Origin of the sequence: Nitrospira sp., assembly GCA_024760545.1 — a bacterium.
GTDB lineage: Bacteria > Nitrospirota > Nitrospiria > Nitrospirales > Nitrospiraceae > Nitrospira_D.
This window is the reverse complement of sequence record CP060501.1, coordinates 2,242,289-2,257,060: the sequence shown is the minus strand read 5'-3', so window position 1 is coordinate 2,257,060 and position 14,772 is coordinate 2,242,289. Positions and strand designations below refer to the sequence as shown.

Below are 14,772 nucleotides of genomic sequence, written 5' to 3'. Positions count from 1 at the left end.
ATGGTGAGCAACTGAGGAGACTATCGAATGGTCCGTAACATCTATACTGGAAAGGTCGTTACGTTGAACGTCGATACCGTACAGTTACCGAACGGGGTGACGGTGGATCTCGAAACCATTCGCCATCCGGGGGCTGCCGCGGTGGTTCCGGTAAAAGACGATGGGACCGTGGTCTTGATTCGACAGTTCCGGCACGCTGCAGGAGGATTCATTTACGAGATTCCAGCCGGAAAACTGTCTCCCGGAGAAGATCCACTGAATTGTGCTTCACGAGAATTAGAAGAAGAGGTCGGCTATCGAGCGTCGTCGTTTGAGCTGCTTTCCAGTATCTTCACCGCGCCGGGATTTGCGGATGAAGTCATTCACGTCTACAAGGCCACCGGTCTTACAAAAGGACGGCAACAACTGGATCGAGATGAGGTGTTGGATGTCGTCGAAATGCCGCTGGATCAGGCGATTCACATGATCCAGGATGGAACCATCAGAGATGGAAAGACGATCGTAGGTTTACAAGCGGTCTACATAGGGAATGTCACAACTCGATAATTAACCCTATCGGTGAAAGAGAGTGTACCCCTTTCGCTGTTGCTGCGTGTGTGCAGAATCACGGAAGAAGATACGTCAGGATGGTTTGGGGGCACATCCACAGCGAGTAAAGTGGAGTGCCCCCAGTCAGCTCGCCTCAGCAACCCAAAAACTTACTTCCCTTTCTTCTCTTCCTTCTTGTCACTGAAGGTCTCAGCCTTGCCGCCCTTCTTCTCTTCCTTCTTGTCGCTGAAGGTCTCAGCCGCATAGATGCTCTCAACAAACTTGCCACCCTTCTTTTCCTCTTTCTTCTCACCGGCGAAAGATGGTGCGCTGAAGGTGACCGCAATCGCCACTGCCATGATTGTCATCAACATGCTCTTCATAAGTAGTTACCTCCCTTGAATAAGTTGTGTGCCGACCACTCGGCACCTAAGACAGAGCCGAGCAAACATGGTGCCACGCTCCGCGATCTCGATTACGCTATCCTTGCGCTCAGTAATCAGTGGGTTTAGAACCTTGCCATCGTGCAGGGTTAGCGAGTTCTACTCATCCTTGTGGCAGTATGGCGTTACTCCCTACTAAACTGCCCCAGGTTCCATTGGTTGATTCAAGCCATACGTATCTCAGTTCACAGGGAGAACGAATCGTGCTATCTTCCCTTCCCGACTCCAGGGTGTGCCTCGCTACACCTCTGACCTATCCTCAGGTGGAAGGGTCGATTTGTGTGTGAGATGAGGAACCTGGTCGACATCTCATACCGCCGACAATTGTCGTTGATCTTGAAAGAAGGAGAAAAGGACCAATGTTGTTGACGGGGAAAAAAGGACTCATCATCGGCGTGGCCAACAAACACAGCATCGCGTGGGCGATCGCGCAATCAACCGCCGGCCAGGGGGCTCAACTTCTTTTCAATTATCAGAATGAACGACTGAAACAAAATGTGGAGGAGCTCGCTGCGACGTTGCCTGGCGCGAAAGCCTTTCCCTGCGATGTCAGCAATGATGGAGAAATTACCTCGCTCATGCAACAGGTCCAGAAGGAAGTGGGGCAAATCGATTTTCTTGTCCACTCCCTGGCCTTCGCACCCCGTGAAGAATTGGCAGGGGAATTCGTGAATACCACGCGACAAGGGTTTGCGATGGCGCTCGACATCAGTGCCTATTCACTTGTGGCCGTCACACGAGCGGCATTGCCGTTGATGCCTGCCGGAGGCTCGGTCGTCACACTGACGTATCTAGGCAGCGAGCGCGTCGTGCCCCATTACAATGTCATGGGTGTGGCAAAAGCCGCGCTTGAATCGGCCGTGCGCTACCTGGCCCATGACCTCGGCCCACTGAATATTCGAGTGAATGCGATCTCCGCCGGGCCGATTAAGACACTGGCTGCGCGTGGTGTCTCGGGCATTACCAAGATGGTTGACCACCACAAGGTGGTGGCTCCGCTCCGGCGTCCCACAGAACAAGGTGAGGTGGGCGACACCGCCTTGTTCTTGGTCAGTTCTTTGGGGCGTGGCATTACCGGCGAAGTGATCTATGTGGATGGAGGGTTTAATATCCTGGGCATGATAAACTCGGCAGGATAGACAATCTTGTGAGCGCGACTATTCAGTATCAGGACATCTTGTACAGGGTCAGTCAAACTGTTCGGCTGAGAGGTCGAAACTCTCCCTAAGTTATCAAGCAGTTCAGTCCCCTAACGATGCGGTACCAGATTTGCTGATCAAAAAGATATGAGGATCAAGCGTCTCCCCATAACCGTCGTCAGCCTCTTCGCGGTTGGCGTCTCGTTGGTTCCACTTCCGGTTCTGGCACAGGAGACCGCCAGGGAGCTATCGAGTAAGGCCTTGCAGGAGTGTACTCTAGGGCGGGTGGCCGAAGAACGCGAAGTCAGGCTGGCGCATTTCCAAAGAGGACAGGTGCTGGGGGAACAGGCCATTACGGCAGATGAGAAATACCCGGACGCGCATTTCTCGCTTTTCTGTAACTTGGGGGAGCTGCTTCGGGTCGATGGAGAGTCTCTCACGTCGGTTTTCGGACTCCGCCGCATGATGAACGAGCTCGATCGGACCCTTGAGCTCGCTCCTCATCATATCGATGCGCTCTCGGCCAAAGGGACCTTACTCGTGAAGCTCCCCAGAATTCTGGGCGGCAACTCGCAAGAGGGCGAGCGACTATTACAGCAGGTCGTCAATCAGGCGCCCAGAGCGGTCAACGCGAGGCTTGCCCTCGCAAAAGTCCGGTGTGAGCGTGGCCACCATCAAGAGGCGGTGACCCTGGCTTCAGACGCGTTGGCCATCGCTCAGAAACTCAAACGGATTGACTTCATTCCTGAAGCAAAGGCCGTGCTGCAGCAGCTGCTCACCAAGGCCGGCAACACGAATCACAAGTCCCAGTCGTAACCCCTTCAACTCGCCGTCATTCGAGCTCTCTTCGTAGCACTTTCAATCGGCCCTGCCGCTTCTTCTGCTCAATCCGTCGCTCGTGAGCACTCTTCGTCGGGGTAGTCGCTTTTCGCTTTCTGCGCGGCGTTGCAACGCCTTGGATCAGCGCAACCAAACGACTTAAGGCATCCTCGCGGTTGCGTTCCTGAGTGCGGTATTGCTGGGCCTTAATCGTGATCACGCCGTCCGCTGAAATGCGGTGATCCCGCAACTTCAGCAGCTCGTCCTTATACAGCTGCGGCAGTGACGACCTTCTGATGTCGAACTGCAAATGAATGGCGGTTGCGACTTTGTTGACGTTCTGTCCACCGGCGCCCTGTGACCGCATGGCGTGGAGTTGGATGTCGGAATCGGAGATGGAGACGAAGGGCGAGATATACAGTCCTGCACTCATGGCGGCAAAAGAACTCCATTTCGCTCTGCCAGTCTATGCAAACACGTATCAAATGGTCAAACGAATACTAGGCAATTCGGTCAATTGTCCAGATACGGGGGAAGTCGTGGAGATTCAAATCCAAAACTGCACAGGCGTGGGTCACTGCAACTCCGGCAGGCGGTCAATGATGCGGAGACTTACTTCATTGCCCAGGTGAATCTGGACCATCTTGCTGGAGAGGCGTTCGCGCATCTGTTGGACGTCCTGGACGCTGAATTGCAACTGTCCTCCGCATCGTTCGACCAGATGATAGAGCAACAGGGTCGTGAGGTACTGGACCTCGTCGTCATTGGCATACTCGCTGCAATTGAGAATCTGGGGCATAGTGGCGGCGGCACGGTTGTGTTGTGCGAGGTACATATCGCCAGATTGCCGGCTGTTCCACAATACCTCAAAGGGAGGAGGCTGCCACATTACCTGCATTGTGAGAGGAGACCGGAGTATTCCGTCACGTCCGGCCCGTTGGTCGCTATGTTCTCGAAAGTAGACTCCAAACAGCACGTTCGGGAAAAAGTTGCGTCGAGCCGAGGCTTGAAGCCAACGTGGAGCAATCGGTTTGACGAAACGGATATGTTCGGATGGGGAGGTATCGGCAGTGCGTGCATTCTTCTCGTGTCAACAGAGCGAGGAATGTGGCATACCGCTCATGTCGTCACGGGAGAATGAAGAGAGCAGGATCGCGGATTTCCTTGGCCGATGGTCTGAGGAATCGGTTAGTCAGTGTGCGATCTCTCAAAAACCACAACAATTCTCCATCGTTTCTCAGATTCAGGTCAGTACCTAGAATTCCAATAGAATCCTCGCGCGAGCAGCCCTCCAAGGCTTCAATAGCATGAAAATAGGAGCTTCATTCTTGAGAGCGAAATCGCACTATACCATCATCTCTAATTCGCTCACTTCAATGTGGGAACAATAACTATGTGTTCAGCATTTTCGCACATAAAATACTGCAACTAATGGTTATTATTGAATTTCTTCGCTCTGTGCGCCTCGCCCATGGGAACTGCGTCAATCCACGACACAGGCACCGGATGTGCTTTATGGTCCATAAGCGCCATGCTGTTGTTATGGTAGCTGGAAGCGAATTTTATTCAGTGATCGGCGAAGGGCAGGCCTACCTGAAAAGCTCAGTGAGGGTGCGGTGTCGTCTCTCGAACACTTGGCTGTCACCCAGGACGAAAAGCCACAAAACGGAATATCTGGGCTAAAGCATTGGCGGTACGACCTCGTAGCAGGGTTGCAAGTTGCACTGGTCGGGCTCCCGCTATCCCTGGGAATTGCACTGGCGTCAGGGGCAGCTCCGATTACAGGAGTGATCTCCGCCATTATTGCAGGATTGGTCTTTCCCTTTCTCGGTGGTGCCTATATCACCATTAGCGGGCCGGCGGCAGGTCTTGCACCGGCCCTCCTAGCCGGTATGCTGGCTCTTGGTCAGGGAGATCTCGAAGTAGGGTACCCCCTAGTGCTTGTGGCCATCTGTCTAACCGGAGCCGTACAGATAGTGCTGAGCAGCTATAACGCCGGCCGTTTTGCCATGTATTTCCCCATTTCGGTGCTCCAGGGTATGTTGGCCGCCATCGGGATGCTGATTATCATCAAGCAGATTCCCTCGCTCCTAGGCCACTTGACTACTTCGACGAAATCAATTCCTGAAGCTATCCTGCATCTACCCGCGCAGATCATGGAGATGAACCCCCAGGTTTTTGCCGTCGGAGGCATCGCCTTGGCCCTCCTATTCGGCCTCGACAGCAACCTAGTCAAGAGTCAAAAATGGGCGCGGAGTGTTCCTGCGTCACTCTTGGTCGTTGCTTTAGGAGGCGTAGCGGGTTGGGTGCTGAACTTCCCCGAAACCTATTTGGTTCATGTCCCGCAAGATGTTCTTGCACAAGGCATCCATTTCCCGAATTTCTCGGAAGTATGGCAACGATCGGAGCTATGGCTTACGTTACTGACTACGGTTATCACCCTGACTTTGATCGACGGAACCGAGACTCTGGCCACTATCGCCGCAATCGATAAGATCGACCCTTTCCGCAGAAAATCGGACCCCAATGCCACGCTTCGCGCCATGGGCGTGTCGAACATCCTTTCTGGTTTAGCCGGTGGATTGACGATTATTCCAGGGGGAATCAAGAGCACGGCAAACCTGATCGCAGGAGGGCGTACCCTATGGGCGAATTTCTACTACGCCCTGTTCATGGCCTTCTTTGTATGGTCTGGGACCAGCCTGATTAACAGAATCCCACTCACCGTCCTGGCCGCGTTACTCATCTTCATCGGGTGGAGGCTGTGTGCACCGAGAATTTTCATCATGGTCTTTTCGATCGGCGCAGAGCAACTCCTGATCGCGACCGTCTGTGTCGTGGTCACGCTCTACACGTCAGACATCTTGTTGGGAGTGATCGCTGGAACAGTGGCAAAGATTCTCGTCCTTTGTTTCGACGTGGTCAGGGCGCTGACGATTGAACGGCAATCCAATGCCAGCACCATCGATTCCTTCTCCGCGCGTGTCTGGGCTGCATTCAAAGAGCTGTTCGGAGATCCCATTATCAGAATTGGAGACGGGCGCACCCGAGGCGGACATACAACCATTATGAGCGTTGCGGCGCAAAATATGAAACATCCCTACAAGATCTACCTCTCATCGCTCAGCTGCATGAATCTGATGAAACTCGACGCGAAGCTCAAGGCTCTTCCTAATCACAGGGACAACTTCATGATCATCTTGGCTGGGCATGTGGTGGATCATACGGCGATGGAGTATTTGTATCAGTTCCGGGACCAACATGAGAAGGCAGGCCATAAATGCGTAATCCTTGGAACGCAGCATTTCCTTTCACATTCCGACCATCGGTTGGCATACCGGGTGAGTCAATCCGATGACGCTATGGCCTATGGGTGAAGATCGGCAAATGAAAAGATGTGGCAAGCGCATGATCAGGCAGGGAGCCACGCGTGAGACGTTGGGATACGCCGGCGATCAATTAAGTGGTCGAATTGGGGGTACAGTCGTATCGATGTCTCAGCCAAGGCTGTATGGTTGGAATTTCACAGGTCGGTGAAAGTGCATGCCCACATCCGTATGATTAATCCTCGATCGAGACAAGTGGGCATCGTCAAACGTCTTGCAGCGTGCCCGCGCATACAGTAGCATGCCACTAGGGGAATCTCGCATGATGCAAGCGAGCATTTTCGTAGTGGACGATCAGGCTGCGTTTCGTAACGCCCTGGATAAACTGCTTTCTCGTATGCAGCACCGGGTTCGGTCGTTTCAATCCGGTGAACAACTGCTTGCTGCAGTAGAAGAGGACGTACCGGACTTAATTCTGCTTGATCTAAAAATGCCCGGCATGTCCGGAATTGAAGTTCTGCAGGCGCTTCGCCCCAAAGGCTGCGATGCCCTCGTCATCCTGCTGACCGCATACGGAACAGTAGAGGATGCGGTGGAAGCCATGAAGCTCGGGGCATTCGATTTCCTCATCAAAACGGTCGATCTTGAAAGCTTGGAACCGGTCGTCAACCGGGCCCTTGAACATATTCTGCTGAAGCGGCGCGTGTCCTACAACAACGAGCACGAAGCCGATCAATATCGATTGAGCAACCTGATCGCGCATAGCCTGGCGATGAGAGCCTTGCTGGTTCAGGTGCGAGAAGTGGCCCAGAGTCCACATGTGCCCATACTCCTGACGGGGGAAACCGGAACAGGGAAGGAATTCTTAGCCCGTGTCATCCACCACAATAGCGCGCGCGCCAAGGGGCCATTCGTGAAGATCAGTTGCACCACCCTGTCGCCCATGCGGTTCGAGCGCGACCTGTTTGGGTATGAGAGGGGCGCCTTCGCCGGGGCCGAAAGGAGAAAGCTCGGCCTGCTGGATCAAGCGGAAACCGGCACGCTGTTTCTCGATGAGATCGGCGATCTTGATCTCGTGATGCAGGGAAAACTGGTGGGAATCGTGCAGGATCGAATGTTTCGCCGTCTGGGTGGAATTGACGATATTTCCGGAGACTTCCGCGTGATCGCGTCCTCCTACCGGGATCTTAAGGAGGAAGTGGCGGGAGGACGTTTTCGGGAGGATCTCTTCTTTCGTCTGAACGCGATGCAGTTCGTCGTGCCGCCGATCCGGAACCGTACCGAGGATATCATACCCCTCGCCAAGCTGTTCATGATGAAGTATGGGTTGGAGTTTGGGAAAGAGGTGACCGATATCGATCCCAAAGCCGTCGCCACGCTTCAACATTACTCATTCCCGGGCAATGTGCGCGAACTACAGAACATCATCGAACGGGCCATCATGTTGTGCGTGGGCAAGACCTTGACCAGCAGTGACCTCCCCGGAGCACATTGAGTTCTTGCGGCCTTGATCAGTTGACCCGGGTGTGTCGGTATGTAGGGTGGGTAACAATTCCCGGATTCCATCGGAGTGTTTATGCAGGAGCGTTTCCCTCAGAAGTTCTTGGATGATCTCCCGATCCTACCCAAGCTCCTTCTCATTCCAACCATTCCCTTCATCTCTCTCATGATCTTCAGCGTGATGACCTATCTGGATGTCCAGAATTTTATACAGGATGAAGAACGCCTGACACGTCTCTATCTTCTTCAAAAGACGGCGGCCCAATACATGCGGTCGGTCGCTGATTTGGAAACGGCATTTCTGGGCTATGTCATCTCTGAGAACAATCGATACCTGGCACGGTTTCAGGAGGGGCGAAAAAACGTCCTGGAAATGGACCGGCAACTAGAAACCCAACACCCCCAGCAACATGAACAATTCGAAGACATTCGCGCTCTGGTGGAGAAGTCATTTTTTGAAAAAGAAGCACTGCTCCAAGCCATCCAGCTGGGAAATCGGTCCGATGCCATCAAGTATGTCCGAGACGGACGAAGTCGGGAGATCATGGTTGAGGTTCGGAAATGGATGGCATGGTTTGATCGAGAGCAAGATCGCATGCAGCAACTGGAGCTATCGCGATTGAGCTATGATCGAGCGTGGACACGCTTTCTTATTCTTGGAGGTGGGTTGGTGACCCTCTGCCTCGTCATCTTCGCGTTGGCACTCATTGCGCGTTCCATTGCCACTCCGGTTACAGCCTTGTCCAAGGTCGTAGGTTCGACGGCCGGTCAGGCGATTCCCTCCATTCCGGTCCTTGACCGCAAGGATGAAATCGGTGTGCTGACCACCGTGATGAAGAAAATGAGCTTGCAGATCCGCAAAGATCTCGAAGAGGTCCAGCAGTCCGAAGCGACCCTCAAGAGGTTGAATGCGCACTTGTCGGCTTCCGAGGCGAAATATCGAGGACTCGTGGATCACGCGCCACTCGGTATCTTTATGACGAAAGGAGTAAGGGTCACGTTCAGCAATCGGTACAATCAGCAGTTGGCGGGACTGGATCCCGAATCGAATCTTGATCCCGAAACATTCCGCCAACGGGTGCATCCTGAAGATCGTGACCGTGTGCTCACAACATTTTCAGAAGCCGTTGCTGCAGGCCGGCCCTGCGAACTGATTTTCCGGTTACTCCATGATGACGGCAGTATCCGGACGGTCCTCAGTCAACGTGTGCCGATCATGGATTTAGAGAGTCCCGATGTGGTCTATGTGGGCTTTAATATCGACATTACCACCCTGGACAATCTGCAATTACGATTAAGGCGGGCGGAAAAGTTGGCGACGTTGGGGCAAGTTGCGGCCGGCATCGCTCATGAGCTCAGAAATCCGCTGGTGGGCATCGGTTCGACGGCAAAGGTATTGCTGGATGACTTCGAATCCGATGATCCAAAGCGTAAAGAGATCGAGGTGATCCTATCGGAGACTCGGCGGTTGGATCGAATCGTGAATCAGATCGTGGACTATGCGCGGCCACGACGACTTGCTCCCACACGAATCGATCTCAACCGGCTCGTTGGTGAGGTGTCCAAATTGTTGAAGTCCCGGTTGGAGGATAAGCACCTCACGATCAAGATCAGTATTTCACCCATGATCAGCGAATTCACCGCCGATCGAGACCTTCTGAGACAAGTGCTGCTGAATATTGTAGACAACGCCATTGATGCCTCCCCGAAGGGTGGCGCTCCCATCGAGATCACGGGACATGAATTGTTCAGAGAGGAGCGGCCCGGTTTGGTGATTCAAGTCAAAGACGATGGTGTCGGCATTTCTCCGGAACTGCTCCCGAATGTGTTTCAACCGTTCGTGACGTCCGGGAAAAAGCATGGGACCGGATTGGGCTTGGCTATTTGTCAGAATATCGTCGAAAGCCATGAGGGGGACATCTATGTGACGAGCGAAGTTGGAAAGGGCACCATTGTCGGCATCTGGTTGCCATTGGAACAAGAAACCGCACTGGAAAGGCTTTGATCCATGCACACAGTTGTTTTTGTGGTCGACGACGAACAAGTTATTCGAACCGCCATTGTCAGGAGGCTGATCAGACTGGGACATTTCGCCACCGGGTATGAATCCGGTGAGGTGTTGTTGCAAGAGCTTGAGCACAAGCTCCCCGAACTTGTGCTGCTCGATCTGAAGATGCCCGGCATCAGCGGCCTTGATGCGCTCAAACACGTGCGTCAACTGGCTCCCTCCGCCATCGTCATTATGCTGACTGCGTATGGGACGGTACACGATGCGGTGGAAGCCATGAAATTGGGGGCGTACGATTTCCTGGTCAAAACGGTCGATCTTGAAGGAGTCGAAGCCGTTGTTTCCCGTGCGATCGAGGTCCTCAAGCTCCGCCGCCGTCTGGAATCGGAAGTAAGTGGACAGACCAACCAGTACCATTTGAGCAACGTCGAAGCTCACAGCCGCGTGATGAAACAATTGCTCGAACAAGTACGGGAAGTGGCGGAGAATCCAAAACCTACGGTGATGCTGCTGGGAGAAACAGGGACAGGGAAAGAGTTCCTCGCACGGGTTATCCATCACAATGGCCCAAGGGCGTCTGGGCCATTCGTGGGGGTCAACTGCACCGCGATTCCCAAGGATCTCTTTGAGAGCGAACTATTCGGGTATGAGCGCGGAGCCTTTACCGGCGCCAATCAACGCAAGCTCGGTCTGCTCGAAAAGGCGGAAGGCGGCACACTGTTTCTTGATGAGATCGGAGATCTCGATCTTTCGACACAGGCCAAGTTACTGCGAGTGATTCAGGAGCGCTCATTCAGGCGGCTCGGGGGAACCGACGATCTCGGGGTGGATTTTCGTCTCATCACGGCGACGAATCGAGAAATCAAGAAGGAGGTGGAACGAGGAGCCTTTCGAGAAGATCTTTATTTTCGTCTCAATGTCGTAGCATTTGAGATTCCTCCCCTTCGCAAGAGATTCGAGGATATTCTTCCTCTTTGCCGGAAGACGATCGTGCGTTTTGCGCAGGAATTCGGGAAACCAGTCCCCGAATTGGACGCAGAAACTCGCGAAATGCTCGAGCGATATCAATATCCGGGGAATATTCGGGAGCTGGAAAACACGCTCGAACGAGCGATGATTTTCTGTTCGAGCCAAACCTTGACAGCGAATTATCTACCGCGGGAACTCCATGAACATGTCGGGCAAACCACCATGTCGGTTTCCCAAGGCTCTGAACGTCTGATTCGCATTGAAATGCAAGTCGGAAAGCACACTCTGGAGCGAATCGAAGAATCCATCATCGAAGAAGTCCTACGGCTGGCGGACTACAACAAGAGTTTGGCGGCTAAGCAGCTTGGCCTCACCCGATTCTCCTTGGACCGGCGTTTGAAAAAGCTTACGGACTCACCAAGGTAAAGCGTCCCCGACTTCACCGAACTAGAATGGACATCCTGCGCTGAAAACCTGACCGAGCCATGAAGTGCCTCCGCTCTCCCCTGACCAGCCGCCATGACGCGTCTCCATGACGTCCCAAGTTACCGACCGGAGCATACGGAAGACCGATGGCGCAATAGACGCTCGCTCGGTAAGGTTTTCGAGGACTCAATTCGTCTGCTTCCATTGGCCGTGCCGTTGTCGTATGATTCGGTGTGTGTTCCTTATAGTGTCCTACTTCTCCGGTTAATCGACGGGATTAACTAAAGGGCGTGGTGCCTTCCCATATCGAAGACAAAGCGGAGAACGAAGGAATAGGACACACTCCTCGGACGGCATTGTTCCCCGAGGCTATGGCGGACATGATAGGTATACATTCAGAACACCCGCCGCGTCGGGAAGACAGGGGATGGATCCCAACCGGTTCACAATTGAGTAAAGAGTATGGTCTAGCTTTCGGGACCACACTCCTCGCCTTCCTCCTGCGTTGGTCCCTTGATTCTTACCTTGGCGACGATAGACTTGCCTATGCTGCGTTCCTCATCGCCATAGCGGTTACCACTTGGTATGGCGGGATAGGCCCTTCTTTGGTGGCTTTTGCATTAGGTGGGTTGCTTGCCAATTGGGTTTTCATTCACCCGCGGTACACACTTGACCTTGGAGACCTGGAAGATCAAGCCGGTGTTGCCGTTTACTTGACCGTCAGTTTCGCGATGGTCGGGTTTGCACAAACTTGGCGGTGGGCGTGGAAAAAAACGGAGGAAATGACACAAGAGCTACGAATGGAGATAGATCGCCGTAGACAGACTGAAGAAGAACCAAAGCATGTCGAATCAACGGAAAGTAGACCAGCTTCACACCACGAGCACAGGGTCTAGCTCGAATCTGTCCCATAGATTCCTAGCGTCACGTGACCATCGCTCTCGGCGAGGAGCGTGGCGTACGTCCACATGCGTCTGCGACTAAAGAGACTCAAAACCCGCCGGGCTATGAGTCTGAGGTGAGCCAAGTTCAGAGTGCAGAAATGGTACTGCCATACTAAAAGCGATGGATGACCCCCACTCCAACGTTAGTGTTGAAATCGTGTGTCTGGTGGAAATTCTGGCGACGATTTGCTCTCTGAACAGATAATGTCACCGCGGTGTTATCCGTCAGTTTGTATAAGAGTCTCCCGTTCCCTTGGAAGATGTTCTCATGCCCGCCGTTTCGTTCATCCCCCAGGATCCCGCTCGTCCAATTATTACGTTCGTAGTGAAAGTCCAGTTCCAATTCCAAATGTGGCATCAATTCGGCATCCAGCCCAAGCGCAACGAAGTGCTGAACATACGACAGATCTTCTTCGGGTTCGTGCTCGAGCCGGCCGCCGGCCATACCACGTTCGTAGTGATAGGCGGCGAATAGTTTCAGATGTTCAGTCGCCCGCCAAAACAGGTGAGGACCGATGGTCCATAACGTCGTATTGCGTCGAGCGAAGGGGTCGTTGTAGAGGCGCTTCCCCACCCGTCCCTGAAATCGGAGTTCCCAATTGTCAGACAGGCGTTGTTCGAGTCGAATGTATCCGATATGCGAAGTTACCCTCTCGTTTGCAAGGACTTCCGGTTCATGGTGGCTCACCTCAGTATTTCCAAGAAGTTGATCGGGAGCAGTATAGTAGCGGAGCCGCAGTGCTGTATTGGGCGTAAAAGAGTGCAAGGCTTCGGCTGCGACGCTTGCCTGACTCCATTCGGGATTGACCGCATAAATAAATCCCTGGGGTTTGATCGAGAAGGCCGTCCGACCCAGTCCTGTCGTGATCGCATTAGATATAAGGAAACCGGGTTCGAACACCATGTCCGAGCCAAACCCCGTGCGCGACACGTCCAAGACCGGTTGAGAAGGATCGCCATCGATGTTTGATCGGCGAGTGGCCGAAAAAAGGGCGACATCATCAGTGTAGTAGAGGTTTCCATCAGCTGTGACAGACCATTCGGCTTGAGCCGGAGGTATCATCGCCAGGATTGAAATTCCAATCAAAAACAAAACCTTCTGCAACATACCGCTTCCTTTCTGTCTCACCCACGAAGAGTCAATCTCCGGTTACGTTGTATTGATAACCTATGAAGGCGGGGCATTAGCGCGGATGGCAGTGAATGCGGGTCGGGCATGATCGGCTTGGATGAGAATGGATACTTGATTCTGGTAGTCTGGTTGGAATCGAGGTTCGGTCCTATCCTTACCGTTCACGATCATTCCATTCCCATCTTGAAGCAAGATTCAAAACGGAGCCTACTATGACAAAATATCACCTTAATTTTCAAGTAGATTGACATATGAATATAAAATAGAGCGTTACCGCACTACTTGCACAGTGCGACTATGAGGATCAATCCGACCCTTAAACATCGCCCTAACCCCGTCATCAAGTAGATCCATGAAAACCAGCACTTACATATCGTGAAATTCACGCCGGCTTAGGTGCGCATCTTGCTCGTTACCCAATTACTCCACCTTGTCGAGACAAGATGCACGGAGGTCATGACCGCTATGAAAGACCTATGGGCGTATGTTCGATCCTCTCCCGGCTGGTTAAGGAAATCCGTCACGTTCCTGCTCCTCGGCCCGATCCTTACGATGGGCTGCGCCACTATGGTCACCCCGCTGAAGCCAGGTGCTGCGACTTCAGTAGAGGGGCCTAATCACGGCTATGTGGTGGGTCGGGTGCATCTTCAGTGGAATGGAAAGACCCAAGCAGTGGGACAGTTCCCCTTCGATATGAAGTGGAGTCTCACGGACGAAAAGAGCGGCGACAAGCTGGTCGTTAATCAGGTTCCAGTCGACGGTCCCTTCGTACTGGACCTGCCGGCGGGCTCTTATCAGCTGACAGCGGTCAGTTTCGATAATGCGCTAGGTATCTGGCAAACGCCCCTTTCGACCTCGTTCAGCGTTCGGCCTCAGGAATATACCTATATTGGGACCTGGGACTTGACGATGCAAACGGGGTTCTTCTCGGGATCACTGACGCGACGAGTGCTCGACCAGCAGGATCAGGCTGAAAAGGACATGCGGACCATCATGGGGGATCGGGAATGGCCGCCGATGGTGACCCAGTTAGGGACGTCGATGCAAAGTCCTCTCGTTCTCACGTTCCAAACTCAGGGCACTCAGCTCACGTCACCACCCTGAAGATCGGTATCTCCGCAGAACCGGCACAGTAGAGCAATGAATCGGAAGAAACCATCCGAGACGGGGGTTTTACGAGGCGGTGCGAAAATCAAAACTATTTTTCAGATAGCGATCCAGTATGGAAGTGATGGGATACGTGTTTATCTCGGATGAAGAAACTTGGCATGGTTATCCGAAGGGATCCCCTCACTACCAGACATATGGTGAGTCGTTCGAAGCGCTGCAGCTGAAACCGCAGCAAGAACATCTCGGTCTGAACAGCTCAACCTTCCTTTCGAGCTACTCCAATACGACACTGCTTTCTTGGTATTGGCAACGGCGCATTCTCAAGTTCTATACGGGGTGGTAAAGACCAATGCCAGACTCGAGGCCTTCCAAGAGGCAGGCTGCCATGGCGCGGCGGAAACGGAAAATTCTGGAGGACAAGTGGGTAC

At 53.2% G+C, this 14,772-nt stretch carries 13 protein-coding genes; 9 read left to right on the top strand and 4 right to left on the bottom strand.

The window, feature by feature from the left end:
* Positions 1-27 precede the first annotated feature (27 nt).
* Positions 28-546, top strand: a complete 519-nt coding sequence (locus tag H8K03_10625) for an NUDIX hydrolase (protein UVT22306.1) — start codon at positions 28-30, stop codon at positions 544-546.
* Between the two features lie 152 nt (positions 547-698).
* On the opposite strand, the gene H8K03_10620 is transcribed toward H8K03_10625, so the two are convergent.
* Positions 699-911: a hypothetical protein gene (locus tag H8K03_10620; GenBank protein ID UVT22305.1), complete on the bottom strand. Its 213-nt coding sequence runs from the start codon at positions 909-911 to the stop codon at positions 699-701.
* A gap of 419 nt (positions 912-1,330) precedes the next feature.
* Between H8K03_10620 and H8K03_10615 the strand changes: the two genes are divergently transcribed.
* Together H8K03_10615 and H8K03_10610 are read left to right on the top strand one after the other, a co-directional pair.
* Positions 1,331-2,110, top strand: coding sequence for an enoyl-ACP reductase (locus H8K03_10615; GenBank protein ID UVT22304.1), 780 nt, complete (start codon positions 1,331-1,333; stop codon positions 2,108-2,110).
* Positions 2,111-2,257: 147 nt separating this feature from the next.
* Entirely contained in the window at positions 2,258-2,926 is a 669-nt protein-coding gene (locus H8K03_10610) for a hypothetical protein (GenBank protein UVT22303.1), read from the top strand.
* A gap of 16 nt (positions 2,927-2,942) precedes the next feature.
* On the opposite strand, the gene arfB is transcribed toward H8K03_10610, so the two are convergent.
* Both arfB and H8K03_10600 read right to left on the bottom strand, forming a co-directional pair.
* Positions 2,943-3,362: an aminoacyl-tRNA hydrolase gene (arfB, locus tag H8K03_10605; GenBank protein UVT22302.1), complete on the bottom strand. Its 420-nt coding sequence runs from the start codon at positions 3,360-3,362 to the stop codon at positions 2,943-2,945.
* A gap of 141 nt (positions 3,363-3,503) precedes the next feature.
* Positions 3,504-3,818 carry a hypothetical protein gene (locus H8K03_10600; GenBank protein UVT22301.1) on the bottom strand — a complete coding sequence of 105 codons (315 nt, stop codon included), beginning with the start codon at positions 3,816-3,818 and terminating at the stop codon, positions 3,504-3,506.
* Positions 3,819-4,545: 727 nt separating this feature from the next.
* Here H8K03_10600 and H8K03_10595 point away from each other — a divergent pair.
* From H8K03_10595 to H8K03_10575, 5 genes are all read left to right on the top strand, one after another.
* Positions 4,546-6,306, top strand: coding sequence for a SulP family inorganic anion transporter (locus H8K03_10595; GenBank protein UVT22300.1), 1,761 nt, complete (start codon positions 4,546-4,548; stop codon positions 6,304-6,306).
* A 271-nt stretch (positions 6,307-6,577) separates the two neighbouring features.
* Positions 6,578-7,750, top strand: a complete 1,173-nt coding sequence (locus H8K03_10590) for a sigma-54-dependent Fis family transcriptional regulator (GenBank protein UVT22299.1) — start codon at positions 6,578-6,580, stop codon at positions 7,748-7,750.
* 81 nt (positions 7,751-7,831) lie between these two features.
* Complete coding sequence (locus H8K03_10585) at positions 7,832-9,760, top strand: CHASE3 domain-containing protein (GenBank protein ID UVT22298.1); 1,929 nt, start codon at positions 7,832-7,834, stop codon at positions 9,758-9,760.
* Between the two features lie 3 nt (positions 9,761-9,763).
* Positions 9,764-11,158 (top strand): sigma-54-dependent Fis family transcriptional regulator, encoded by a 1,395-nt coding sequence (locus H8K03_10580; protein ID UVT22297.1) that lies wholly within the window; start codon positions 9,764-9,766, stop codon positions 11,156-11,158.
* Positions 11,159-11,529: 371 nt separating this feature from the next.
* A complete protein-coding gene (locus H8K03_10575; GenBank protein UVT22296.1) occupies positions 11,530-12,054 on the top strand; it encodes a DUF4118 domain-containing protein in 525 nt (174 codons plus the stop codon).
* 160 nt (positions 12,055-12,214) lie between these two features.
* Here H8K03_10575 and H8K03_10570 read toward each other — a convergent pair whose 3' ends face one another.
* Complete coding sequence (locus tag H8K03_10570) at positions 12,215-13,210, bottom strand: hypothetical protein (GenBank protein UVT22295.1); 996 nt, start codon at positions 13,208-13,210, stop codon at positions 12,215-12,217.
* Positions 13,211-13,699: 489 nt separating this feature from the next.
* Here H8K03_10570 and H8K03_10565 point away from each other — a divergent pair, with 489 nt between their 5' ends.
* Positions 13,700-14,338 (top strand): hypothetical protein, encoded by a 639-nt coding sequence (locus H8K03_10565; protein ID UVT22294.1) that lies wholly within the window; start codon positions 13,700-13,702, stop codon positions 14,336-14,338.
* The last annotated feature ends 434 nt before the right edge of the window (positions 14,339-14,772 follow it).